Genomic DNA, 23,091 nt, shown 5'->3' on the forward strand with positions numbered 1-23,091 from the left:
GGTAGGGGAACCGTGAAAGGAGGGCAAGTTTGTTGCCGCACCTGGGGGGTGCGTTTTTTCTCCCCAGAAAAAATGTCCGGACAGCAACATAGCTTGCTACTCACCAAAGGTTTTTTTGGGCTACTCAAATTAAAAACATCAGTGCATTGAGTTGGCATTTAAGTGGCACTTAATTGGCATTTTTTGACCATTTTCTTGTCAATAAGCTTAGTTCTTGATAAGAAGAATATATACATAATGTATGCAGTGGCGTTGAATTGGCACTCAATTGGGATTGAATTGGCGCTCAAGTGACACTTAAGTGGCGTTGAATTGGCATTTGAGTGGCGTATTTTTGAATCGAATTCAATAGCATAAAAATAACTACTTGAGAAAATGCAGCAAAAAAATAACCAATGGGCTAATTTTTCGCCTGATAAAAATGGTCAGTGGGTAGATTGGCATGATTTCTATTTGCACTTAACTTAAAGGAAAGCTTTTAAGTAAACCACAGTCAATGTCAAACTTGATAGTCAGTTTTGACCCTGGTGCTTCCTTGACCAAGATTGTTTACGAATTAGCAACTGAAGGCAAACCACATTTGATGACAATGGAACCAGAGATGCTGAAGTTGCCTCAAAGTTCGATTGACGCTTATATGTCAAGTCGCAAGGGTCTTGAATCTCCTAAACCAGCAGATGAAGCCTGGGTGTCAAATCCTGCGGATGGTGATACACAATGTACAGTAGTTGGATTCCTGGCACGGCAGTTTTCAGCATCTGCCAGACTCGATAAGCTCAAGTACGAAACCTCAATTCACAAAGCCCTAGCGGTTATTGGTGCGATCGCTCAACACAACAAATTGCCTAACAGGTTTTCACTATCACTGACCTCACTACTGCCCTATGGTGAATATCAAAATCGCCAAGCATTTGAGCAACAATTGCAGTCTGCACTCAAGGATTTTAGGTTTCGGGGTCAAAGGTTGCGGGTGAAACTGGAGCGATTCGAGTGCTTACCCGAAGGTGCGGGATTGGCAATGATTCGCCAACGCCAGAATGGTAAAGAATGGTTTAACGCCCAAACCATCGCAGTGCTTATGTTCGGGCATCGTAATACCAGCCTTCTATTATTTGAACGGGGTAAGATGACGGCGGGTTACACCAATGGACTGGGCTTTCACCAAATGGTAAAGCGAGTAATTGAGCGCACATCGGGACAGGATGCCACTGCTTTGACCTCTGCTATCTATGCAGCCGGTTCAGATATCACAACTGATAACCAAGCAATTCGCACTCTGGTGAAAAGCAGAGAACCTAAAAATCTTGATTATGAATTGCAGATGATTGTTAATGCCATTGCTACTGCTAAAGCTGAGTATTGGTCTAGGCTTTACGATTGGTTGGAATCAACTTTACCTGCGGTGAACGAGGTGATTTTGAGTGGTGGCGCAGCATTGTACTTAGAGCAAGAGTTACAAGACTGCTTTCAAGAAATTTCAACTTATTGGGGTGCTGACTTACAGCAACAGGTACAAGAAGTATTCAAGGATAAAAGTAATGATTATTGCCGTACTTTCCGAGAGCAGGAAGCTTTGTCGTTTAGGTTGATTGATGCGTTTGGTTTGTTTATGCGGTTTAGAGCGCAAATCGAGAAGGTAGCATGACTACAAATAAAAAACAACCCAAAAATAATGACAATAATAGACAGCCCAATAGTAGCGGTAGTCGCAAATTGCCTGAACGAACTGATACTGACAGACAAAGACAATATAAAAATTTGACTCTTCGGCTTCGTGCTTACTCAAATACTGTTGATGCAAAGCTAATTATATATTTGCAAAAAGGAAATGGGGTCAGTACTAGCAAAGAGATGGTGTTACAGGCATTACGAATGTGTTGGTTGCCTTTAGCATATCAAGCTCAAGCAAATGCGGATGTACAAATTAGTGATAAAGAGGTGCGTCAGGTAGGGTTAATTTGTTGTCATGCCCTGGAGCAACATTTGGCTTATTTGCGAATGGAACTAGGATTACCGCATAAATCAAGTGATGTTTTGCCTGTACCTCTCAGCACTATGACCAATCCTCAAACGCTTGCTACTATGTTCGGGCTAGAAATTGGTAATAGCGGTGTTATTGATGATGAAAATGATAGTAATGCTAGCGCTAAAGCTAAAACGAAAGGCAATGGCAGTAGTAATAGTAACAACCAGCCAAAACACAAAATAGATTCTGATTCCTTCATTCCTGGTGAGGGGTCTTTCTATGATGAAACAGACGATATGTTTGAGAATATTTAAGTATTTATTAATGCACATTTAGTCAAATCAGAAAGGAGATTTAAGATGGCAGCAATTCACTTCATGGATGGTGAAAAAGGTGGAGTTGGCAAGTCTTTGTTTGCACGGGTTATGGTGCAATACTGCATTGACAATAAACTCTCTTATGAGTTGGTAGAAGCAGACCAAAGTAATCCAGATGTGGGCGCATTTTACCCAGACAATCATAAAACAGCAGTTTTTAGCGAATCAGAGCGTAAAGCTTACGATGCTGATGAAATTTTTAATTTAGCGCTAACAACTTCTGTAATTGTCAATTTACCTGCTCAAGTATACCCAGCAGTAACTGATTGGATTGAGCGTAATCAAATCCTAGAAATTACGGGGAAAAATAAGGTCAAAATATATAAGTGGTTTGTTTGTAGTGGTGGATATGACAGCGTTCAATTATTTATTCAATCTCTCGAACGCTTTGAGAACAAGATTAAGCACATATTTGTACGCAATTATGGTTTATGCGACGACTGGAAACATGTAGATGGACGTAAGAATTTACAGGATTTAATCAAAGCTCATAAAGTAGCTGTCATCAATTTTCCCAAGTTCAGCTATCGAGAGCGGGATATCCTTGATGCCAATCAGATAAATTTTTCTGCGGCTAGAGATTATGGAGAGTTAGGTGTATTGGGTAAGCAGCGATTACACAATTTTCTCAAAAAAGCTTCTGAGGAAATTGAGAAAGCTAAAATTTGGAATCTTCCGACAGCTTCAATTACTGCCCCAACAGAAAAAGTTGATGATGCTAATGTCAACGGCAAAGTTGCTACCAAAAAGTAATCTAATTCAGGAGTGCTGTTATCGGTAGCGGAGTGTTTAGCCCGTGCAATTAATTTTACTTTTTTACTCAGCACTCAGCACTGTTTCGGTGACATCTCCCACCATCAAATCGGATTACCAAATGAGCGTAGGGTACGAGGGCGCTAATTAGCCAAAAGCAAATACAGATATGAGTAATTCTCACACTGAAGAACTCGATTTAGACGATGAATTTTTGGATTCAGTAGCCGCTAGAGGCAAAGGACTGAGCCAAATTCCTTACCCAACTTTACTAGATTTAGCCATTCGAGGTAAAGATGATTCATTTAAAGCTAGGGTTTGGGAAATAGTAGTCCAAACCGGACTTGACCCTGATGATCCAGCTTTTCTGATGATGATTGCTACTGGCAGGCTACAAGTACTATTGGAAGACAATCCCAAAGAAATGGAAGCAATGTTTGACCTGTGGCAAACGCAGCTTTATGACCATCTCCAGACATATGAAAAGGCAGCAGTAAAAGGTCAGCAAAAAGCGATCGCTCAGGCTGTGACGGGATTAATTAGGCGTACTGAATTTGAGCGTGCTATTCATTCAGTTCCCTCTTTAATTGCTGCGGGAATACTGCTATTAATTGCAGCTGGAGTAGGTGGACTGGTGAGTGTAGGTGGAATGTCTTGGTATCAATCCAGTCATCTAGATCCTGCTGGGCCACGCCAACTCACTCAAGCCCAAGCCAATGCTTTGGAATGGGCAACCAGTAATGAAGGTAAGTTTGCTCACAACTTAATGCAATGGAATCAAGATTTGCTGAGTCGTGACCAAAACGGTCAACTTACTTGTGCTAAGGATGTTAAGCGTTTGGGGGTAACACTGGAAATTGGAGCAAGTAGCAGAAAAGCCTCATCCGGGTTCTGCACGTTATGGACATCACCTAGCAATCAGCGCCAGTTTGTATCTAAACCGCGTCTACCTTGAAAACCGTAGTTTGTTGGAATCAGGGTAAAGTTCAGAACTCAAGCCACGAACGAATAATACACTCTCCTTAAAAACTCCAGGTTTCAAAATGGACGGGGTTTAAGTTAAAAAATTAGTTGTCAATTTCTCAATCGTAGAAGAGGATTCAGCAGATGTTTACCTGCAAAGTTAACTGGCTTTGGCTGCTGGTAATAGGAGGTATAGTTACAGCTTGTACCCCTACTACTGTAAATGTCAGTGGCAAGGATGAGAAAAATACGACTCAAGCTCAAGCTCAAACTGTGCCTGATTATCCGCCGATGTATGATGTGGATGTTAAAGTTTGTGGCAACATTATTGCCCCTCTCAAGGATGGAAAACGTTGTGTCAATCAACAATTACGTTTGTGGGGGCCAGTAGGAGAGGCAAAATTAGTTCGTGCTGGTATTTCTCTACCATCAGTTTCTAGCGTAGAGCATAAATTAGCGATCGCCTCGAAAGGCTGTTATCCTGTTTATTCCCAACCTGACCAGCAGCAGTTTTATTGGGCTAATTCCATTATTCAAGTCAACAGGGGAGGAACTGCACCCACAGTCGAAGTCAAGCCAACTCAACTTTCAAACCAGCAGATTAATGAGTTAATGACTAGTAAACTTTCCAGTCGGACAATTACAACATTTGGTGGGGTGGGATGCGAAGCTGCATCTTCGGTAAAATAAAGCTTTTACGGTTAAGGGTGGGTGGGCAAAAAAGTTACCCCACATTTTAGTGGGGCTACTGTCAGAGCCAGCAGGTAATTAAGAAGCTTCAGCCCATCTAGCTGTACGTTGTTGTTTATGAGCTTTACGCCGCTCCCGTACTGCATCCAAATCTTTCAGTCCATACAGACGTTTGGCGTATGCTAGTAGTTCATTGATGGGAGTCTCGCTATAGTCCTGGCGAAACTGAATGTTATGTTCGTTCCAATCAAACTCTTGCTGATTAAAACGTGCTTGAGCAGCAAGTTCTCTACCTGATTCCTCACGTAAAACTTCCAGTACCATTAATCGCACTTTATCCTGATATCCTATTACTTGATCCAACGCTTTTGTTTGTTGTTGATTACGAGTCATTTGAGTCATTTGATTATCCTTTGATTAACGAATTGCTACATCTCACCTAGATAGCATCGACAGATGCCTTCTGAGTTAGAGTTCACTTTTAAATCTCTTGAATTCAGCAGCAATCGCTGCATTCAATTCTGTTTATTGGATGCGGGTGGGTGGGAAATAGAATGCCCCGAATTAGATAATTCAGGGCATTATAATTAATCGTCAATTTCTACATCTTCGTCATCTTCATCTTGTTCAAAATCGTCATTTATCAAGTCATCAGAGTTGCTACTTAAACCATTGAGTCCGTCCATGCGTTTAGACCGAACAGCTTTATGAGAAGCACGTCTATCTCGAATTTCATCAAGATTATTCAAGCCGTAAAGTTTGCGGGCATAATTCACCAGTTCTTTTAATGGTGTATTTACATAGTCCTTACGGAATTGGGAATTGTGTTTGTCCCAATCAAACTCTTGTCCGTTAAATCTGGCTGCTGCTGCTAATTCTCTTCCTGATTCTTCCCGCAATACTTCAATTACCATCAGGTGTACTTTTTCCTGATAAGTCATTACTCGTTCTAAAGCAGGAATATGCCTTTCAATTTTACGTGATGCTTTGGCAGTTTTGCGAACGTTAGCGTTAACCATGAGAATTACTCCTTGATATTTAGTATTTTTCTCATAGAAACAGCATCGAAAGATGCAATTAGCTCCAATTTAAATTCTTTATTCAGCAAAAAAATAACCTGTATTGCCTCAAACAATACAGGTTGCTTTGGGTTATTATTCTGTCAATTACTGAGAATTAGTCAGAGTTATTTACTCATCTTCATCTTCTTCATCTAATTCGTCATCTTCATCTAAATCTTCGTCGAGTTCATCTTCAATATCCTCTTCATCTTCATCCAGTTCTTCGTCTAGTTCATCATCTAAATCGTCAAGTTCTTCCTCTTCTTGTTCTTGGAAAGAATTACGACGTTCCAGAGATGCGCGGTTGAATTCAACTAAATCTGCTATTGCTTGCTCTGGGTCAGTGCTGATAGTGTCGTACAGCATACTCATGAAAATTGCCACTACTTCTGGTGCATATTTGAGTGCATCTGGTTGTCCAAACAATTTAGTAAATAATTTGGTATTCCATTTTTGCCAATCAAACTTTTTGTTACCACCTTTCTTTTTCACCTGAGCAGCAATATCAAGTCCGAGTTTTTCACGAGCTGCATGACCGATTTTAGTTGAAACACGCGAATTCCGTAGTTGTAATTTAACGCCGTATTCCTTGAAGATTAGGTTCCGCAATTCCTTCAACAATGCTAATGCCTCTTCTTGTGGTGAAGCATTCGCTACCTTTGATTTAGTTGTAGCGGATGTGCCATTGGTTTTGGCAGATGTTTTAGCATTAGCTGCGTTGCGATTGTTATTGGTTCTAGCTTTAGCGATAGCCATTTTACAGCTTCCTTTAATGAAGTAAATTTTTCACCTCCTTGCCGCAATCGCGGCTTTCACATCCATTTCATTTAAATTTCATTTTTTTGCGATTTCAAACCTGTCTTTGCTGCGACAAATTTATGCTTTTAAGAGATAAAGAAGCGGACTAGGAGCAGTTTCCGAAATTAACACTGTACTGGAGGCGATGCCTGCGGCGGGCGTAGCCATCGCTCTTTTTCACACAATAAATATAGCCAACCTGTTAGTAATAATTATCCTTGTGGCTAAAGCATCAGTAATAAATTTGCTCTAAAAGGGGAAAGTAAGTTATTGAAGTCAGATTTATGAAGTTGACAGACTGGCCTGCTCTAGCTAACCAAAATACTCCAATTGTGGCTGTGGAGTATCATACGCCTGACAGAATGCAGATATTACAGCAGTTTTACCATTGGGGTGAAGAACGTTCTTTGTCAGTCTTTGTCTGGAATCCTGGTTACTGTGGACTACAGAAATTAATTCAGCATCAAGGTCACTACATCTTACAGTCAACTGACAGAGGTAAAGACGGGGACATTATTCAGTATCTTCTGGAGGAATATCAATCGGGTATTTATTTACTGGAGGGAATGCTAAATCAGGGTGATGCTAGCAAAATAAGTCAAAAATGTAGCTATCAATTACTTAATGCCTGTCATCAAGCTCTCTGGAGTCAACAACATCATTACTGGGTGTTATTGGAAACTTACATTCAACTACCTCTAGAATTACAGCCTTTTATTCCTATACTGTCAAATCCACTTCCAGACCAACAGCAGGTGCAGATGGTTGTGGAGCAGTTTTGTGATGCCTGGGTTGGAAGTAGCCATCCCCGGCTTCAGCAGTTTGCTGAGTGCGATCGCCGCGCTGTAACCGATCGCAATTCTTGGTTAAAGACAACAGAAAAAACATCAGCACTGCAATTGCTCTTTCTTGCCTGTCAGGGTTTACCCATAGGCGAGATAAATATGCTACTACAGCAATGTCTGGGTTTTACAAAGCGGCTTGAGGAAATCGCCCAATTAGTCCTAGAGCATAAAGTTAGTAAACTGCGGGGTCGGGGTTTAGAATACATTGCTCAACCGGATGTACCTTCAGCTGGGGGATTAGATTTGCTGGAGAAAAGGTTGGAAACTATTACCTGTCTACTTCAACCTAAAGCAAAACAATATGGTTTGAAGTTTCCCATTGGAATGCTCTTATGGGGGCCACCGGGTACTGGTAAAAGTCTTTCTGCCAAGTTAGCAGCTCAGAAAATGGGATTGCCACTGTTAGCAGCTAACTGGGGTGTACTACTGGGTGATCCTCATCCCGACAGAGCATTAAAGGAGTTTATTGCTTTGGTGACTTCCCTTTCTCCCTGTGTACTCTACTGGGACGACTTTGATAAAGGCTTTGCTGGCTGGGACTCCAATGCAGATGGAGGTGTGGCACGGCGTTTATCTGCGGCTTTGTTGACTTGGATGCAAGAGCATCAAGAGCCAGTTTATACCATTGCTACTGTTAATCGCTTGTCAATGCTACCTGCGGAATTAGTGCGCCGTTTTGATGATATCTTTTTTGTGGATTTACCCCATGAAGGGGCAAGATATGAAGTTTTCAATCTACATCTAGCTAAGTATTTTCCAGCTTTTCGAGACAATAACTCACCTTGGAGTGATGATCAATGGCGTAGACTGTTGGCTGAATATCGCATTTGCAGTCCAGCAGAAATTGGTAATGCAGTCCGTCGTTGTGCTGAGGAGGCTTTTTATCAAGGTAGAGCAGGGGAAATTGAGTTTGAGGATTTGCTGAAACAGCGACAAGAATTTACACCGGCTATGGAGCGAGAGTCAGAACAGATACAGGCTATTCGCAATCAGGCTATTTATGCTAAACCTGTGGCTAGTCTGGATGTTTCTCCATTTGCTTATCAGCACCAGGAGTTATTTGGGTGAGTCGAATGTAATTTTTGAAATTAAGGTTGTGTCGGATTTTAAAATGCCGATGGTAGAAGTATGGTTGAGATTATTGCTGGGTGGGTTTACATTAGAACAACGTGGTAATTTTTATCACAACCAAAATATCTGGGTGAACAGCTCTCTAACTTCGACTGGTGACATCCTTGGGCGCTGACTCTGAGACTACAGCATCGGCTGACCAACCTTACGGGAGCCCTATATTTCCCTTACAAATCAAAATCAAGGCTGAAGGTTTGGTCATCAGAATCCTCTGGTTTAGAGTCTGTAGATAGCTCTTTAGTCGGCTGAATAAGTTGGTTTGACTCAGTATTAATCGGGGTGAAAGCTACTTGTTGAGTGGGGAATGTACCCCTTCTGAAAGCAAAATAACAATCAATAATAAAGTAAAGCGTCTCCAGGTAACTTTTACCTAATTGCTGTGATTCTGCAAATATCCGCTCACGGTAGCTATCTTTGATCCGAACTTTTTCCGGTGTCAAGTCTTGTTTGTCTGTCATTGTTATAGCTTCCCAGATGTGGTTGTTGGATTCTTGCTCATAATGGTTTTTGCCATTTCTAGAAGCCCAAAAACATTAGCTTCCACTGGATTATCCAGAATTTTGAAACCATTCTTTTCTAACAACTTTTTAAATCCAGGTAAGAGGCAGCCTCCACCTATCGCCCAGATTTCGTCCCCTTGGTGCTTGGCATCAAGTGTCAGATTCACCACTTTCTTCAAGTATTTTTCATACCAATCTTTCAAACAAGCACTGTATATATCTTTGATATCAATGTCACGGCTGTACTTGGTATGTCCCATTTCCAGACAAAATCGGATTTTTGATGCATCCCCGATTTTTCCCCCATTTAGATGTTTCATTTTTTGGGAAATATCATCGATGAGAACTTCTACACCGATGGGGTAGGCGGTGTGAACTTCTCGTTTCCCCTGGTTGTAACGAGAATACAGAGTTGTACCATTGCCAAAGTCTAAAATGGTTAATTTTTTCGGCAGTTGATGCCCAAATAATGCACCCATCCCCTCTAGGACAACTTTCAGCACTTCTACTTTCACCTCTGATTGTTTGCCAGCTAGTATTGGCTGATATTCTCCATTTAGTACTTTTTGCAATTCATCAGCCAGGCCAACATCATGTAAGCTGACAACTAATTTTAAGTGCCAAGCCTTACGGTGTGGCAGATGTGCCAACGCACCAAATAAAGTCAATAATGCGTTGTTGACTTTATTTTCATTATTGTCTGTGTTGCGGTCAAAATGATAACCTGTACGGAAAGCTGATTCTCCGACTGTGTAGGCAGTACCGTTAAAAAGTACTCGTCCGGGTACATCTTCCATCTCGGCTGTGGAAATATAGCTGGGGACACGAATTACTTCAAAGCCATCGACTAAAAGTTTTAGGCTTCCATAACCGTTATCAAAGCCAGCAGGAAAAATTTTTTGTAAGGTATGAACGTTCGGCATTGCGGGAAAGGTAATACGGTTCAATTTGTAAAAGTTATCAGATGAGGAGATATGGGGGAGCAGAGGAGAGAAGAATAAAATGACTACTTTTTTTCTCCAGCCTCAAGAGCTTATCATACCCCCTTGGGGGCTAAGTGGGGTATAAAGTGTCCAATAGTCAAATATACCCCACATAACACCCATATATACCCTATAAAGGGGTCAAATACTCATCGAAGTCCTGAATCATTTTTGGGGTACATATAGCCCCTATATAGCCCCCAGCAGCATTTTGAAGTTTTATTTTATTCAAAAAATAAAACTGGTTTACTAGATTGCATCATTATAAAATTTAGTTATTTTATAATGACTAAATTCAGTCTTGACTAAAATCAGCAACAACTAAACGGGACAAAAATCTATTTTTACAACTATCTTCTCGAAGAGTAGGACTTTTTGAGAGCTAAAGTAATGACTAAATAGCGTTAATTACAATTTAGTCATTTACAAATGACTAAATTACATAATGACTAAATAACTTAAAAACAACATTATGCATTATGATATTGACTAATTTACACAATGCTGCTGGTAGTCAGTAAAATGTTAATTCTTACTTGTGCATCCTTGTCCGGTGGCCAGGGAAAAACAACTGTTGCAATCTTGTTGGGTAGAATGCTTGCTCAAACAGGACAGCGTGTACTGATGATTGATGCCGATCCCCAAGCGAACCTAACTTTTTACCTGGGGCACGAAGTTCAGCAGAATCAACCCACGCTTCTAGAAGTTCTCAAAAAACAGATCAATACTGAAGACGGTATTTATGAAATCGGAGAAAACCTATGGTTAATTCCTGCTGATGATGGATTAGATAATGCTCAAGAATTTTTGTCTGGGAGCGGTATGGGAGCTATTGTTCTGAGCAAACGCTTAAAAGAGGTATCAGATTTATTCCAATACTGCATTGTCGATGCGCCACCTCAGCGATCGCAAATCTGCCTTACCTCGTTGGGGGCAGCTGACCATATCATCATTCCTGTAGAAGCATCATCCAAAGGTGTAAATTCTCTCATCCGAACTCTAAGTTTAGTTGAAGAACTTCAAGAAATTGATGCTTTTTCAGGGATAGTGCTTGGCATCTTGCCATTCAGAGATAAATGGGTAGGTAATAACCAAGTCGCACAAAGTAAGGCGAGTATCAGTGCAATGCGAACAATTGCCGAAGAAATAGTCGTTTTACCTTCAATTTTAGAATCTGAACAATTTAAAAAGGCCATAGATAAAGGTGTAAGTTTGTCCTCTCTAGGCTTTGAACAACTCGAAACTCCCTTCCAACAAATTATCGAGAGGTTACAAAAGAATGTCTGATGTTTTTGAGCGCCTCAAGAAAAAGACACGTCCAAGTGTTCCAGCACGGGATACAACACTTGTAAAAGTACAACACGATAACTTACTAAATGACCAAATTACTGAATTTAGTCATTTACCTGAAAAACCAAAACCGGATTTAGATAGTGAGGAAGTTATAAACGATAAGGTAAGCACTTCTAATCAAGAACAGCACTTAGAGTTACCCCAGATCATCAGGCGAACAATCAGGTTAGAACAGGACATTGATACCAAACTAGATACGTTTTGCAATGTAAATAAAATTACTAGAGATACTTTCCTAGAAGGTGCATTTATCGTCTGCTCAGAAAATGAGGAATTATTGCAAGAGGTATTAAACCAAGCTAGAAAACGTTATCAACAGCGTAAACAAGCTGGTGAACAACGCAAATTTCAGACATTGGCTAAGAAAATCAACGTTAACGATTAAGTTAACCCTAATCCATCCGTGAGAGGTTGTGACTTTGATTATAAATTAAGCAAAAAGTTCAATTTATGGTTTCTTGTCAGCTTTTGGTGATAGTGATAGAAAAGGGTGGTCAGCTACTTCGCTTACCGCGTTGGCGATGGGCTACGCCCCACAGTAGGTGACATAGATGTCAGTTTCAATTTTGGAGTAGCGATCGCTCACCCTAGCTATCTAATTGGTATTCAAGAGCTTGAGACTCAAGCACAGTCAGAAGTTCCGTATGCTGATCAACCAAAGCTTGTATTGTGCTAACTGGATGACGATGAAGGCGATATTTTTGTTGACGGGGTGCTTCATCCATTGCTAATCTGCGACGTTGCGTGTTGTATTCTGCTACAGGTACTTCCCGAATTTGTGCCAGTAACATTTCTTCACTTTCGGCTAGGAATAGAACCTGATATTGCCCAAAATCACGCAACTCAACAGTTGATTTGCGCCCACTAATCCGCCTTTGATGACGACGTAAATTGCTGAACAAAGACTCGATTTTCAAATTGTCTGGCGGCAAGCCAGGGATATCATAGCAGTGCAATAAGTTAGCTCCGTATTTGTGCCATAGTCGTTGTAACTTTTTCTTGAGAGCAAACTGTGCCGGATGTTGTTGAGGATCGGGTTGAAATTTCTGTAATAATTCTTCCATGTCACATCGAACTTTAAGGTTTGTCAAGGATAAGTTGCTAGTATCTGTAGTATTAGTCACATTGTCTTTGATGGGGGTGAAAGTATTTGGGGTAGTGCAAACAATCAGCAATTCGTCGCAACCATTGGTGCGCCTGTTCCAAATCCAACGCTACGGAAAAATTGTTGCTTAAAGCTTGGTCAACCCATACTGATAAGAGAGACAAGTAATCTGTATCAATTTTCCGGCATGGTAAAGTACGTAAAATCGCACCTATGGTTTTTAGTTGCTGATAGCCTTCAATACCGCCCCAACGGAAAGGTTTGCGACTAGTGCGATTTACACAATCCCTAACAGCAGCGCGAATCTGGGACTCCACTGCCATTAACTCTGCGTTTCGTGACATATAAGGTTGCAGCCACTCAATTAACCTTTGTGCCTGTGCCTGTGGTAACTGAATTCCACTTACTGGTGTACCGCTTAATACCTCGTACAATACATACAGTAAAGTTCCGTGACCTTCAGGCTGTAACGCATCAATTGCCCAAATCAAACCACCGTGTTCAATTGCTGTGGCAGCTAATTTCTCCTGTGTATGTGCAAGCGTTCCACCCAAGAGTGCTAGAAATTGTCGATATAGCTTGCCTACATTACTCTCGTTAATTTCAACACCACGCCCTTTTAATGAGCGTTGAATTTCTACCAATTGTTGATGTTCATGCTCGTGCTGCCAACCAATAAATGCCAGCACATCTAGCCCATAGGTACTGTAAGGTAAGCTGTATTTTATTACGCCAGTTGCGTAGTAATGTTTACCAAAATGTGTGCAACTGGAATTAGTGCATTCTTTACTCTTGCCTGCCACAAATACTGCACCATCCATTGTTTGAACGGTTTTACGCATGTGTCTTGGTCTGCGTAGCGTTAATTCTGCCCCACAATGCACACACTCGATGAGCGAACATTCTAATACTATTCGTTTGATATTACTGAATTTTCGTTCTGGGCGATGGCGCGGCAATTTTTCTATCACTAATTTTTTACTGCTGCTAGGTGCTTTCCTCAGCTTACCTGCTTTGTATACCAATTAGATAGCTAGGGCCCAGAAGGTACTAGATTATCGCCAAAACCAGAGGGAGGAGAGGGAAAGGAAGCGGCAAGAATCACTTGAGCGAGATGCGGCACATAAGGCTAGAATGCAGTTTCAATACGGAATTAATGCTCCGTCCACACCCCCCAATAATGAAAGTGGAGATAATAATTGGGGGGGTATGGACACAGAGGTAGAACTCAGTGATTCTTGGTGGGATAAAGTTAAATATTACGCTCGATTGGCGATTGATCGGGTGGAGGATGGAGTTGACAAGGTTAAGGAATTACTCAGTACGCTAACGATTGATGAGCGTTGCGGTGTGATGCTGGAGTTTGAAGACGCTTGCCCAGGGACTTCCAAAGAATAAATTATTCCAAGAAAAACAAGAGACAGGTTTTATCAAGAATGATAATCATTTTAAGGGAGGAGAAAAGGGGTTGCCTTCGGCAACCCCTTTTCTCCCCCTCATCTATGCATGAAGAATCTATACACTTGTCGTCTGCTTTGAAGTTAAACAGTGTAAATAAGGGATGTTTTGTAGCTAAATAAATGCTGTTATTAAAATCAAATAACTTTTGTTTTACTACAACAAATATCAATAAACCAATTACCTAAATTTGGGAAAAGTTCATGAGTAGAATCGGTTAGCCGCTCAATCTGTTTTTCAATTTGAGCCATAGCTTTTTTTGTAAGCTTTACCCCATTCTCATAAGTTTTGTGTACTAGCTTAACTACTGGATGAGAACCTTTCCATTTCATAGTGCTAGCAAACTTTAAAGCCGTCTCCACTTCATCTAAAATGCTGCCATTCCAATGATTCTCTAGTATTGCCCATGTCCTTTCTATCGGATTATATTTACTATGATAAGGTGGATAGTAAGCTAAACGTATATTTACTTGATGCTTGTGGGCAAACTCTACTATACGTTTCATAAATTGGGTACGCCGTGAACTGTTCTGTGGCCCATTATCTTGATTGAGAAGTAGGGTTTGAATATCGGAAAAACGATGTTTTTGTTCTAACCAAAAATCCTCTAAAACATCAACAATAAAATCGCTTGTAACTTTCGATTCTGTAAAGTACAAAAATAGCTCATCAAGCTCTGGAAGAAATATACCATAAGGAGTTACAGTTGTTTTAGGATTATAATCATGGTCATCAGCTTTCGCTCCATCCCGGCTTTTACCCCCTCGATCAAATGAGCCAATCTTAACGCGGGCTTTTCCGTCCATACTTAGACGTAAAACACTCTTATCTTCATCTGCATCTTGATTTATTATGTCTAATTGCTCAAAGATTGCATCAGTTTGTGGGATTTTTTTTGAGGTTGAATTTTCTTTACCCTTCTGAGCTTGTAACCTAAATTATTTAATTTGACTCGAATTGTTTCTGATGTATGTAACTTTTCATCACTATAACCATATTTTTCAATTAATTGCTTTCTGACTTCGGCTGCACTAAGTCTGCTATATAGTCTTTGACTTTTAAAACTAGGATCAGTTTGACTTTGCGAATCTACTATATTTTTTATATCTTCTAAAAGATTTGGCAAGTGTTCTTCTGCTTTATAACGCCCTTTGCCACTCATGTTATCAAGACAAGTAATACCACTTTCTAATTCTCTTATTCCTTTCCTAATAGTATCTCGATTCCATCCTAATTCTGATTGTGCAAGCCTTTGCCCTCCTAAACCTAAGCCCTGAACTGTCTGTGCCATAAATTTGCGTTTTGCTGCACCTTTTAATTGAAATGCAGTTTCAATCAACAACTTTTTGAGAGAATCAGTTAATACTATGGACATCAGTTACCACACTCAAAAATAAGCGTCATTATTTAAATGGTTCTTCAGTACTTACTATGCCAAATTATTAGCTATATCCGTAAAATAAGATTAAGAATTGCATTAAAATTTTGCTAACCGCATTGCAATCATTGACACATAAGGAATATTTGTTATTAGCTGTAAATACTATCAGATTATTTTTTGGAAGATTTACAGCTATGGTTCATAAAAATGATATAAAAATCCTCACAGAAATTCTTGATTTAGACGACATAAAAGTAATATCACATCGTCTTCATGAGGGGATTGGAATAATTTTACAAACTGAATCGAAAAAACTAGATGCTACTTGTCCTAAGTGTGGCACAAAAAGCCATAATTTACATCAAAATCATCGACATATTGTTAAAGACTTACCCTTTGGAGAGAAGCCAGTATTTTTAGAAATAAATAGGCGACAATTCAAATGTAGAAAATGTCAAAAGCCATTTAGTGAATATCTAGATTTTGTGAGGAAGAAAAGAACTTATACAAAAACGGCTTGCACACAAAACCATACAAGAAGTTTTAGAAAATGACATACACAGCGTAGCATCAAAAGGTATCGTTACAACAGAAGAGATAGAACGTATGTTAAAAGATGCATCTGAGGATTTACCCAATTTAAAACCTTTGAATTTAAAAAGACTTGGACTTGATGAGATAGCTCTGATTAAAGGCAAGGGGAATTACTGTGCAGTATTAGTAGATTTAGATACATCTAAACTAATTGCGATTTTAAGCGGTCGCACACAAGAAATAATCAAGAAAACCCTTATGGAATGGGGCACTAAGCTGTTAGAGCAAATAAAAGAGGTAAGTATAGATTTGTGGCGAGGGTATAAAAACCTAGTGTTAGAATTAATGCCGAATGCTCAAGTAGTAGCAGATAGATTTCATGTAATGACACAGATAAATAAAGAATTAGATACACAAAGAAAAAGAGAAAAACGAAATATAGAAGATTTAATTAAGAAAGAAAAATTAGCGGCAAAAAAGATGAATACGAAGATATATTGCTCGCATTAAAAAATAGTAAATATCCCTTACTTAAGAATGAAGATAACTTAAATGAGGAACAAGCTAATAAGCTTATCCAAGTTAAAAATGTATCTCCTGTCTTAAAAGTAATGCATGAACTAAAAGAAAAGATTAGAAAAATTTTTAATAAGACAAATGATTGGTATGCGGGAGTGTTTAAACTAGGTATGTGGTTATCGAGAGCTAAAAATATTTTTCCCAATAGCAACAACACTATTATTCGTTGGTATGATGAAATTATTGCTTACTTTGATAATGGTACAAATAGTGGTATGGTTGAGGGAATTAATAATAAGCTTAAACTGATTAAACGTTCTGGCTATGGATTTAGAAATTTTGAAAACTTTAGAATTAGATGCTTATTAAATTGGCATTTTATTTATTAGTTTGGCATAACAAGTACTGAAGAGCCATTTAAATTACTACAAAAGGGGAATGAAGTGGCTGCCTACGGCAGCCACTTCATTCCCCTTTAAAATGATTATCATTATTATTAATGGAATAGTTTATTTTCTGGAAGTCCCCCAGACAAATTTGCTCAACTGGTGACGTCTGGTAAAACTGCAATGAGATAATTCATAGAACAAAATTTTACTAGTTATTTTCAAAAATTTTATTAACAATAGGCTATTTTCTAATTAACTCGTTATTTCGGCTAATTTACTATTATTTTTTCATCAAGTTAAATATAAAAATCAATTTGAAATTTCAAAATTGAGCAACTTAAATTGCACATATTAACTAGGACACCAAACCCTAGCCTCTAAAACATCTTTCTAAAGAGCCACTTACAATAAATACTTTTAGTTCTTTAGAAATAACTATTTATATTGATTTTTAACCTTCTGATAGAAGTTTTTCTTAGATAAACAAAGGCATTACAGACTCAACAAGAGGGATTAACAATATTTCAGACCTGCTTAGAAGCAGCTCCGAGCAATATTTAGGTAGAAAAAATGTCACTTAAAGGATAATGTGGTTCTTGGCAACTTTTGGTGATGATGAAAGGTTACGCGCTTTAAGGCAGAAGGCAGGAGGCAGGAGGCAGAAGGGTTTTAAGATTTTGCCTGTCGTCGTAGAACTTGTGACAAAGATCCAGATCCAACCTGAAGACTTTTCTTGTGATGTAGAGATTCTGTAACCCTTATACCACAGGGCTTTCTGTAATTTTATTCTTTCTTCCTTCTGCCCTCTGCCCTCTGCCTTCTGCCTAAACCAGCCCACTATTGATCACCAAAAGCTGACAAGAACCACTTTATCCCTTAAGTGACAATAAAGCTAGTCAGGCTCTAGGTTCGGCAAGCTTATCCTTTGAATATACCCAAATGAAATCAACACGAATGAATTTATGTCATTAGGCATAAACTATTCTCAACCTATTGGATAGATGAAGCTTTCCATTAATTTATTTAAGCTTAGTTGTATTACAGATTAATACTTTTTTACGTTATTTAAGTAGAAGGAGGTGAAAAAACCAAACTGTATAAAGATAAGTAAATACGTATAATGTGTCTACGAAGGTAACAGAGATATGGGCAGCCGTTTAAGGGGTACAACAATTATGGTCAAAGTGGGAAGACTGGGGAAAGTACATCTTTTTTCTACCTAAATATTCCTCGGAGATGAATCCAATTGAACTTGAGTGGCAACACCTGAAAAAACATGAACTTGCCTCGAAAAGTTTTGAGGATGAGTACTACCATTGCTTATGCTGTGATTGATGGAGTTCAAAGAAGAGGAGAAAAGGGGAACTACAGTACGCAACGTGTAAAATTTAACTCTAATTCTTCTGCTTAATTCTTTGTTACATACTTGTAAATTTTCTCCCCGACTTACTTAAGATTAACTTCTATAGTTTGGTTGAAATTTTTATATTTAGAGACGACAGAAAAATTCGTTGCATTAGCCTGGAATGCTATTTATAAATAAAAGATGAATTAGAGTATATTACATCACAATACACTTCAGAGATAGGGCAAGTAAATAAACTTGCTTCGGGTTGCCTTTGAAATACTTGGCTCAATTGCCTGAAAAATAGGTTTTTTTATGAAACTACTTATCGTTGAAGATGATAAAGATACGGTGGCTGCTCTCACCACTTCTCTGGTAGCACAGCAGTTTACAGTTGATACCGCTAGTGATAGTCGATCGGCACTGGAGTTAGCTGAGGCAACAGAGTATGACCTGATCGTGCTAGATGTCATGCTACCCGATGAGAATGGAATTCGTCTGTGTCGCCAACTAAGGACGCAGAATCAGCAAGAGCCTATTTTGCTGCTTACAGGGAAGGTTGATCCGGCAGATAGGATAGCAGGCTTTGAGGCAGGAGCAGATGACTATATTACCAAACCCTACGAGCTATCAGAACTGCTAGCTCGAATTCGGGCATTACTGCGCCGAGGCAGCACAGTATTAACCAAAGTACTCTGCTGGGGTCAGTTGCAGCTTGATCCAAATAATTGCGAAGTCATGTGTCAAGGCAAAGGCTTACATCTCACGCCTAAAGAATACAAACTGTTGGAGCTATTTTTGCGACATCCGCGGCGGATTTTTGACCGAAGGACTCTGCTCGATCGCATCTGTTCGATTGATGAATGTCCTGGTGAAGAAGCTGTAACAACTCAAATTCGGGGGTTGCGGCGCAAACTCCAGATGGCTGGGCTAAATTCCGATCCGATTGAAACATTGTATGGGCTGGGGTATCGGCTGAAATCTGTGCCAGAAAAGCCGGAGCAGGGATCGGAGGACGCAAAGACGCAAAGACGCGAGGAAACAGGGAATATATTTGATAGGGTCTCCGCGTTACCCTTCGCCAGTCGCCACAAGTCTTTGCCCTCCGGGTTTGGAAGTGACGCTCCTAAAGTCGCTAACGCTGCGCTAACGGACTCGACGGGAACCGGAGCTACTCCGGTCTTCTCCGAAGGGGAGAAGCCAAGGCCGATGGGGTCTTTGCAAGTCGAGAATGTGGCATCCAAGACTCCGACTTCCTCATCGCAAAGCGACTCAGTTCAAGGTGCTGGTTCACCATGTCTCTCCATCTCCGCATCTTCCTCATCCTACTCACTGAATGAAAATCGATATGATGCAGAGGTGGAGGCAGTGGCGGCAATTCGGCAGATGTGGCAGGATTCTCAGGAGCGATTGCAGGGCCAACTAGCAAAGTTGGAGGAAGCGATTGCCCACCTCTTTACTAATACTCTCACCCCTGACGGACGGCAGTTCGCCCAGACCATCGCCCATCGGCTGATTGGCTCTTTGGGGGCATTTGGTATGCCGCAAGCAGCAGAACTTGCCCGCCAGATCGAACGCACCTTGAAAACACCAACGGCTGCTGTCCAATCAGAGGAAGCGGTTCAACTAAAATCGCTGCTTGGGCAACTGAGGCAAGTTATCCAGCAGTTACCTACTTTTGCTACAACAGCGCCCACTCCAGTACTGAAGTCTAGCGATCGCGTGGTTTTGTTGATTGATGATGATACTGACTTGATTGAGCGAATGCAGGCAAATGCCTCAAACTGGAGCATTCACCTGGAAACCGTCACTGACCTTACCCTCGCCCGCCAACACCTTCAGTACCTCACGCCCGATGCCATCATATTGGATCTTACCTTTCCCAATACCACCGAAAGCGGCTTGACCCTACTGGCACAGTTGAAGCACAAATTTCCCACTATTCCTGTGCTGGTGCTGACAGGACTTGGCGATTTAACCAAGCGCGTGGAAGTCACCCGTTTAGGAGCCAACGCCTTTTTGCAAAAGCCTGCCACGCCTACCGAAGTGTTTCAAGCCGTCAGCCAACTCCTCTACCGGATTGACACTATCAATGCCAGACTGCTGATTGTGGATGACGATCCGGCATTGTTGTCCATGTTAGAAGCCCAACTACAACCGTGGGGCTTTCAGGTCACAACCTTGGCAGATTCAAGCCAGTTTTGGCAATACTTGGAAGCCAGCACTCCCAATCTGCTATTACTGGATGTCGCTATGCCGGGGTTTAGCGGCATTGAACTATGCCAGGTAGTCAAGAGCGATCCGCGTTGGAGTCGGCTACCTGTGTTGTTGTTATCGGCTCATGCCGATGCTGATACCCTGTACCGGGCCCTAGCATCGGGAGCAGATGACTATATCTTAAAACCAATCGTAGAAGCCGATTTGATTCAGCGAATTTTAAATTTCAATTCCTGGTAGGGATTTAAAATAAGGGACTTCCAAATAAAAAAATAACCAATCACTGTGTTAGCAGGGGAGCAGGGGGAGTAAGAAAAATAGAATTATGAATAAATTGAATAATTTATTTCTTGGAAATTCCTAATTAGTAATTGATACTTCATCCCTTGTATCTGATTCGTAAAGAAAATCTTAAGGGTACTTAACTCATTACTAGGTCGGAGTTTCAGCGAATAAGCGCTTTATTAACTTAAATGCCTAAAACCCTTACTAGACAAGTAGTTTACTTTAGTTTACAAATTAGCTCTCAAGGGATTGATTCAAATAATGATGCTAGCGGCAATGCTACGCGAACGTACTTTGTTATTTTCCATTAATCAATTTAGAGAGAAGTTGGATCGCATGAAACCAGATTAAATCTAACGCCCCTTCATTACGAATAACGAATTGGTATTATGTCCTCTTATACAAATCGATGCATCCTGGTGATTGATGACGAACCTGACCTGTGCAGCATTGTCAAGTTCACGCTAGAACGCCTCAAAAGCTGGAAAATCCTCACAGCTGAGTCTGCACAGGCAGGACTGATGCAGGCAGAAACGCAGCAACCAGACGTGATTTTGCTCGATCTGAGCCTGTATGGTGAAGATAGACTGACTATGCTGCAATCTTTGAAAACTAATCCGACTACGCAGTCGATTCCGGTTATATTGTTTACTGCCACAGACCCGTCAGACGATTCGCTGGGATTTGACCCCTCTGAATTTGCTGGAGTGATCCTGAAGCCGTTCAATGTCTTGCAGCTTGGCGAGCAGATTATTGAGCAATTGGGGTGGTAAGGTTAGAGTGCAATGTAGGGGAAACGCACCTTATTTACTAATAAAAACTAAGAGAGATTTCAAAATGACATAGATAAGTGTAAAAATTCCTAAAATGATAAATAAAACGAATGAAGTATTCTGAAAAATATTAATTAGATTATCTGAAACTAAATGATTATTTGTTGATACTAAAATAACTCAAGATTCGAGTTTATGAAAGTATGTCTATCTAGAGGAAAAATGAATTTATTCCTAAAGATTAAAATTTAATTTCTGATATATTAGTTTATGCTAATGCTAAAACTCTTGCTAAATAATTGTTATCCAGCCCAGCGAGAAACTGTTTATTTTTTATTCCACGTTTGACGCGCTTCTCTTGACCTAAAAGGTTGACTGCAATATGTCTGAGAATTGCAAAATTCTGTGGAGCATTATCTTTTCTAATTCGACAATCATCTTCTTTCAAAGCGACATCCAATATCCAATGTAATGAATTCTCAATTCCCCAATGACTGCGAATAGAATTACCAAACTGTTTAGCATTTGACTCAAGGCTACTGATAAAATAATGGGTTTCAACCGTTGTTTCACCATTTAATGAACGGACGGATTCTACCATCCCAACACTATTAAAATTTGACCAAACTGAATCTGGGTTAAGCCGAGACTGAATTTGAGATAACATTACGTAATTGCGGATTTCATGACGACCATGCCCTGCTTCTTCTGTCTTATATGTGCTATGTTCAATCCCATCAAAATCTGTCGCTATCCCTGAAGAGAAGAGTTTTTCGACTTCATCATGAAGATTTCCTTGATTCTTCTTTAACGCAATTACATAATCGGCATTTTGCGATGTGATTAATTTTACGATTTCTTTCTGGCAACCAATTGCATCAATTGTCACAATACATCTAGATAGTTCTAAGACCTTTAATAATTCTGGAATTGCTGTAATCTCATTTGATTTCTCATTTACTTTCACTTGTCCCAAAACTAATTTATTCGTAGTTGCCCAGGCGCTTACCATTATAATTGCGCTTTGGTCACTACTATTATCATAAGAACCACGTAAGGTTTTCCCATCAAGCGCAACCACTTCCCCAGAAGTTATCTTCTGTATTGATTTCATCCAACAAAGAAAACATTCTTGAAACTGTTGAGGATAAATTTTAAGCAAAAACTCGTGCAAATGTATCGTGGGATGGAATGCCATTTGGTAATTCTAAAAATGTTTTTAGCCACTCATATTTCGCACAGCCATACGTCTCGATTGCTGTCCAACCATCCGCTCCACAAATCACTGCACATACGGCAATGGTCATGATATCAATTAAATTGTGTCGTTTAGTGCGGTCAATTCGTGGGTCTTCTATCCCCAAAAAATGATCAGCAATCGTGATTTTTGGTTTTAGCTTCATCTTATGAGATGGGAGAATGTAATTCTTCTTTCTGATAAATGTGAGAATACCACGTTCTCTGACAGGCAGCCGTCCTGACTCTTCACGCCATCTGTAATAAGCACTTTGAAGAGTTTTCGATGGCGTAACCGCCCAACGCGCTAGCGATCGCATAAATTGAGTTTTTCTTTGCGCTGATCTTCTCGTGATTCCTGGTCATTAATCTAAAACTATTGAGAATCAGACTTTGAGAAAACCTACGCTAGAAGAGTGGAGAACTGAC

General features: G+C 40.1%; 20 protein-coding genes and 2 pseudogenes. 13 read left to right on the forward strand and 9 right to left on the reverse strand.

Going from position 1 to position 23,091, the window contains the following annotated elements; translation table 11 throughout:
* Positions 1 to 496 precede the first annotated feature (496 nt).
* The 5 genes from FD724_RS33055 (at position 497) to FD724_RS33075 (ending at position 4,749) form a co-directional block, all read left to right on the forward strand.
* Positions 497 to 1,645, forward strand: a complete 1,149-nt coding sequence (locus tag FD724_RS33055) for a ParM/StbA family protein (RefSeq protein WP_179075943.1) — start codon at positions 497 to 499, stop codon at positions 1,643 to 1,645.
* On the forward strand, positions 1,642 to 2,280 hold the full coding sequence (locus FD724_RS33060; RefSeq protein ID WP_179075944.1) for a hypothetical protein: 639 nt from the start codon (positions 1,642 to 1,644) through the stop codon (positions 2,278 to 2,280). The genes FD724_RS33055 and FD724_RS33060 overlap by 4 nt, the downstream gene beginning before the upstream one ends.
* A 45-nt stretch (positions 2,281 to 2,325) precedes the next feature.
* Positions 2,326 to 3,096 carry a mobilization protein gene (locus FD724_RS33065; RefSeq protein WP_179075945.1) on the forward strand — a complete coding sequence of 257 codons (771 nt, stop codon included), beginning with the start codon at positions 2,326 to 2,328 and terminating at the stop codon, positions 3,094 to 3,096.
* Between the two features lie 169 nt (positions 3,097 to 3,265).
* A complete protein-coding gene (locus tag FD724_RS33070) occupies positions 3,266 to 4,051 on the forward strand; it encodes a DUF6753 family protein (protein ID WP_179075946.1) in 786 nt (261 codons plus the stop codon).
* A 152-nt stretch (positions 4,052 to 4,203) separates the two neighbouring features.
* The gene (locus FD724_RS33075; RefSeq protein WP_179075947.1) at positions 4,204 to 4,749 is read left to right on the forward strand and encodes a hypothetical protein; all 546 of its coding nucleotides are present in this window, start codon (positions 4,204 to 4,206) and stop codon (positions 4,747 to 4,749) included.
* Positions 4,750 to 4,827: 78 nt separating this feature from the next.
* Here the strand turns inward: FD724_RS33075 and FD724_RS33080 are convergent, their stop codons facing one another.
* The 3 genes from FD724_RS33080 to FD724_RS33090 all read right to left on the reverse strand — a co-directional run bounded on the left by FD724_RS33080 (position 4,828) and on the right by FD724_RS33090 (position 6,566).
* Complete coding sequence (locus FD724_RS33080) at positions 4,828 to 5,151, reverse strand: hypothetical protein (protein ID WP_094332201.1); 324 nt, start codon at positions 5,149 to 5,151, stop codon at positions 4,828 to 4,830.
* Positions 5,152 to 5,336: 185 nt separating this feature from the next.
* Complete coding sequence (locus tag FD724_RS33085; protein ID WP_179075948.1) at positions 5,337 to 5,768, reverse strand: hypothetical protein; 432 nt, start codon at positions 5,766 to 5,768, stop codon at positions 5,337 to 5,339.
* Positions 5,769 to 5,939: 171 nt separating this feature from the next.
* Positions 5,940 to 6,566: a primosomal protein gene (locus tag FD724_RS33090; RefSeq protein ID WP_179075949.1), complete on the reverse strand. Its 627-nt coding sequence runs from the start codon at positions 6,564 to 6,566 to the stop codon at positions 5,940 to 5,942.
* A 326-nt stretch (positions 6,567 to 6,892) separates the two neighbouring features.
* Between FD724_RS33090 and FD724_RS33095 the strand changes: the two genes are divergently transcribed.
* On the forward strand, positions 6,893 to 8,521 hold the full coding sequence (locus FD724_RS33095) for an ATP-binding protein (protein ID WP_179075950.1): 1,629 nt from the start codon (positions 6,893 to 6,895) through the stop codon (positions 8,519 to 8,521).
* Positions 8,522 to 8,751: 230 nt separating this feature from the next.
* Here the strand turns inward: FD724_RS33095 and FD724_RS33105 are convergent, their stop codons facing one another.
* Both FD724_RS33105 and FD724_RS33110 read right to left on the reverse strand, forming a co-directional pair.
* Complete coding sequence (locus FD724_RS33105) at positions 8,752 to 9,042, reverse strand: hypothetical protein (protein ID WP_179075951.1); 291 nt, start codon at positions 9,040 to 9,042, stop codon at positions 8,752 to 8,754.
* 2 nt (positions 9,043 to 9,044) lie between these two features.
* Entirely contained in the window at positions 9,045 to 10,007 is a 963-nt protein-coding gene (locus FD724_RS33110) for a ParM/StbA family protein (protein ID WP_179076021.1), read from the reverse strand.
* A gap of 582 nt (positions 10,008 to 10,589) precedes the next feature.
* Between FD724_RS33110 and FD724_RS33115 the strand changes: the two genes are divergently transcribed.
* Entirely contained in the window at positions 10,590 to 11,354 is a 765-nt protein-coding gene (locus tag FD724_RS33115; RefSeq protein WP_094353341.1) for a ParA family protein, read from the forward strand.
* Positions 11,347 to 11,805, forward strand: coding sequence for a hypothetical protein (locus tag FD724_RS33120; RefSeq protein WP_179075952.1), 459 nt, complete (start codon positions 11,347 to 11,349; stop codon positions 11,803 to 11,805). The genes FD724_RS33115 and FD724_RS33120 overlap by 8 nt, the downstream gene beginning before the upstream one ends.
* Positions 11,806 to 12,007: 202 nt before the next feature.
* Here the strand turns inward: FD724_RS33120 and FD724_RS33125 are convergent, their stop codons facing one another.
* Positions 12,008 to 12,544 carry a hypothetical protein gene (locus FD724_RS33125; protein WP_179075953.1) on the reverse strand — a complete coding sequence of 179 codons (537 nt, stop codon included), beginning with the start codon at positions 12,542 to 12,544 and terminating at the stop codon, positions 12,008 to 12,010.
* Positions 12,537 to 13,367 (reverse strand): hypothetical protein, encoded by an 831-nt coding sequence (locus tag FD724_RS33130; protein ID WP_179075954.1) that lies wholly within the window; start codon positions 13,365 to 13,367, stop codon positions 12,537 to 12,539. Before FD724_RS33130 ends, FD724_RS33125 begins: the two co-directional genes overlap by 8 nt.
* Positions 13,368 to 13,659: 292 nt before the next feature.
* On the opposite strand from FD724_RS33130, the gene FD724_RS33135 reads away from it, so the two are divergent.
* Positions 13,660 to 13,923 (forward strand): hypothetical protein, encoded by a 264-nt coding sequence (locus FD724_RS33135; protein ID WP_256874668.1) that lies wholly within the window; start codon positions 13,660 to 13,662, stop codon positions 13,921 to 13,923.
* Positions 13,924 to 14,120: 197 nt separating this feature from the next.
* Here FD724_RS33135 and FD724_RS33140 read toward each other — a convergent pair.
* Positions 14,121 to 15,352, reverse strand: a protein-coding gene (locus tag FD724_RS33140) for an ISAzo13 family transposase (protein ID WP_179076023.1) whose coding sequence is annotated in 2 segments (ribosomal slippage) — positions 14,121 to 14,872 and positions 14,872 to 15,352 — 1,233 coding nt in all. Because the reading frame shifts where the segments join, the coding sequence is not laid out codon by codon here.
* Positions 15,353 to 15,558: 206 nt separating this feature from the next.
* Between FD724_RS33140 and FD724_RS33145 the strand changes: the two are divergent.
* From FD724_RS33145 to FD724_RS33160, 4 genes and pseudogenes are all read left to right on the forward strand, one after another.
* Positions 15,559 to 16,806: pseudogene (locus FD724_RS33145) on the forward strand (ISL3 family transposase).
* A gap of 1,206 nt (positions 16,807 to 18,012) precedes the next feature.
* A complete protein-coding gene (locus tag FD724_RS33150) occupies positions 18,013 to 18,141 on the forward strand; it encodes a transposase (RefSeq protein WP_372726543.1) in 129 nt (42 codons plus the stop codon).
* Between the two features lie 325 nt (positions 18,142 to 18,466).
* Positions 18,467 to 20,608 carry a response regulator gene (locus FD724_RS33155; protein WP_179075956.1) on the forward strand — a complete coding sequence of 714 codons (2,142 nt, stop codon included), beginning with the start codon at positions 18,467 to 18,469 and terminating at the stop codon, positions 20,606 to 20,608.
* A 434-nt stretch (positions 20,609 to 21,042) separates the two neighbouring features.
* Positions 21,043 to 21,426, forward strand: coding sequence for a response regulator (locus FD724_RS33160; protein ID WP_179075957.1), 384 nt, complete (start codon positions 21,043 to 21,045; stop codon positions 21,424 to 21,426).
* 268 nt (positions 21,427 to 21,694) lie between these two features.
* On the opposite strand, the pseudogene FD724_RS33165 reads toward FD724_RS33160, so the two are convergent.
* Positions 21,695 to 22,829: pseudogene (locus FD724_RS33165) on the reverse strand (ISAs1 family transposase).
* Between the last annotated feature and the right edge of the window lie 262 nt (positions 22,830 to 23,091).

It is taken from the genome of Nostoc sp. C057 (assembly GCF_013393925.1).
GTDB classification, from domain to species: Bacteria; Cyanobacteriota; Cyanobacteriia; order Cyanobacteriales; family Nostocaceae; genus Nostoc; species Nostoc muscorum_A.

What these genes read in the sequence shown, in the direction of transcription:
- FD724_RS33055 (WP_179075943.1), top strand. Translation starts at nt 497, where the DNA reads ATGTCAAACTTGATAGTCAGTTTTGACCCTGGTGCTTCCTTGACCAAG.
- FD724_RS33060 (WP_179075944.1), top strand. Translation starts at nt 1,642, where the DNA reads ATGACTACAAATAAAAAACAACCCAAAAATAATGACAATAATAGACAG.
- FD724_RS33065 (WP_179075945.1), top strand. Translation starts at nt 2,326, where the DNA reads ATGGCAGCAATTCACTTCATGGATGGTGAAAAAGGTGGAGTTGGCAAG.
- FD724_RS33070 (WP_179075946.1), top strand. Translation starts at nt 3,266, where the DNA reads ATGAGTAATTCTCACACTGAAGAACTCGATTTAGACGATGAATTTTTG.
- FD724_RS33075 (WP_179075947.1), top strand. Translation starts at nt 4,204, where the DNA reads ATGTTTACCTGCAAAGTTAACTGGCTTTGGCTGCTGGTAATAGGAGGT.
- FD724_RS33080 (WP_094332201.1), bottom strand. Translation starts at nt 5,151, where the DNA reads ATGACTCAAATGACTCGTAATCAACAACAAACAAAAGCGTTGGATCAA.
- FD724_RS33085 (WP_179075948.1), bottom strand. Translation starts at nt 5,768, where the DNA reads ATGGTTAACGCTAACGTTCGCAAAACTGCCAAAGCATCACGTAAAATT.
- FD724_RS33090 (WP_179075949.1), bottom strand. Translation starts at nt 6,566, where the DNA reads ATGGCTATCGCTAAAGCTAGAACCAATAACAATCGCAACGCAGCTAAT.
- FD724_RS33095 (WP_179075950.1), top strand. Translation starts at nt 6,893, where the DNA reads ATGAAGTTGACAGACTGGCCTGCTCTAGCTAACCAAAATACTCCAATT.
- FD724_RS33105 (WP_179075951.1), bottom strand. Translation starts at nt 9,042, where the DNA reads ATGACAGACAAACAAGACTTGACACCGGAAAAAGTTCGGATCAAAGAT.
- FD724_RS33110 (WP_179076021.1), bottom strand. Translation starts at nt 10,007, where the DNA reads ATGCCGAACGTTCATACCTTACAAAAAATTTTTCCTGCTGGCTTTGAT.
- FD724_RS33115 (WP_094353341.1), top strand. Translation starts at nt 10,590, where the DNA reads ATGTTAATTCTTACTTGTGCATCCTTGTCCGGTGGCCAGGGAAAAACA.
- FD724_RS33120 (WP_179075952.1), top strand. Translation starts at nt 11,347, where the DNA reads ATGTCTGATGTTTTTGAGCGCCTCAAGAAAAAGACACGTCCAAGTGTT.
- FD724_RS33130 (WP_179075954.1), bottom strand. Translation starts at nt 13,367, where the DNA reads ATGCGTAAAACCGTTCAAACAATGGATGGTGCAGTATTTGTGGCAGGC.
- FD724_RS33135 (WP_256874668.1), top strand. Translation starts at nt 13,660, where the DNA reads ATGCAGTTTCAATACGGAATTAATGCTCCGTCCACACCCCCCAATAAT.
- FD724_RS33155 (WP_179075956.1), top strand. Translation starts at nt 18,467, where the DNA reads ATGAAACTACTTATCGTTGAAGATGATAAAGATACGGTGGCTGCTCTC.
- FD724_RS33160 (WP_179075957.1), top strand. Translation starts at nt 21,043, where the DNA reads ATGTCCTCTTATACAAATCGATGCATCCTGGTGATTGATGACGAACCT.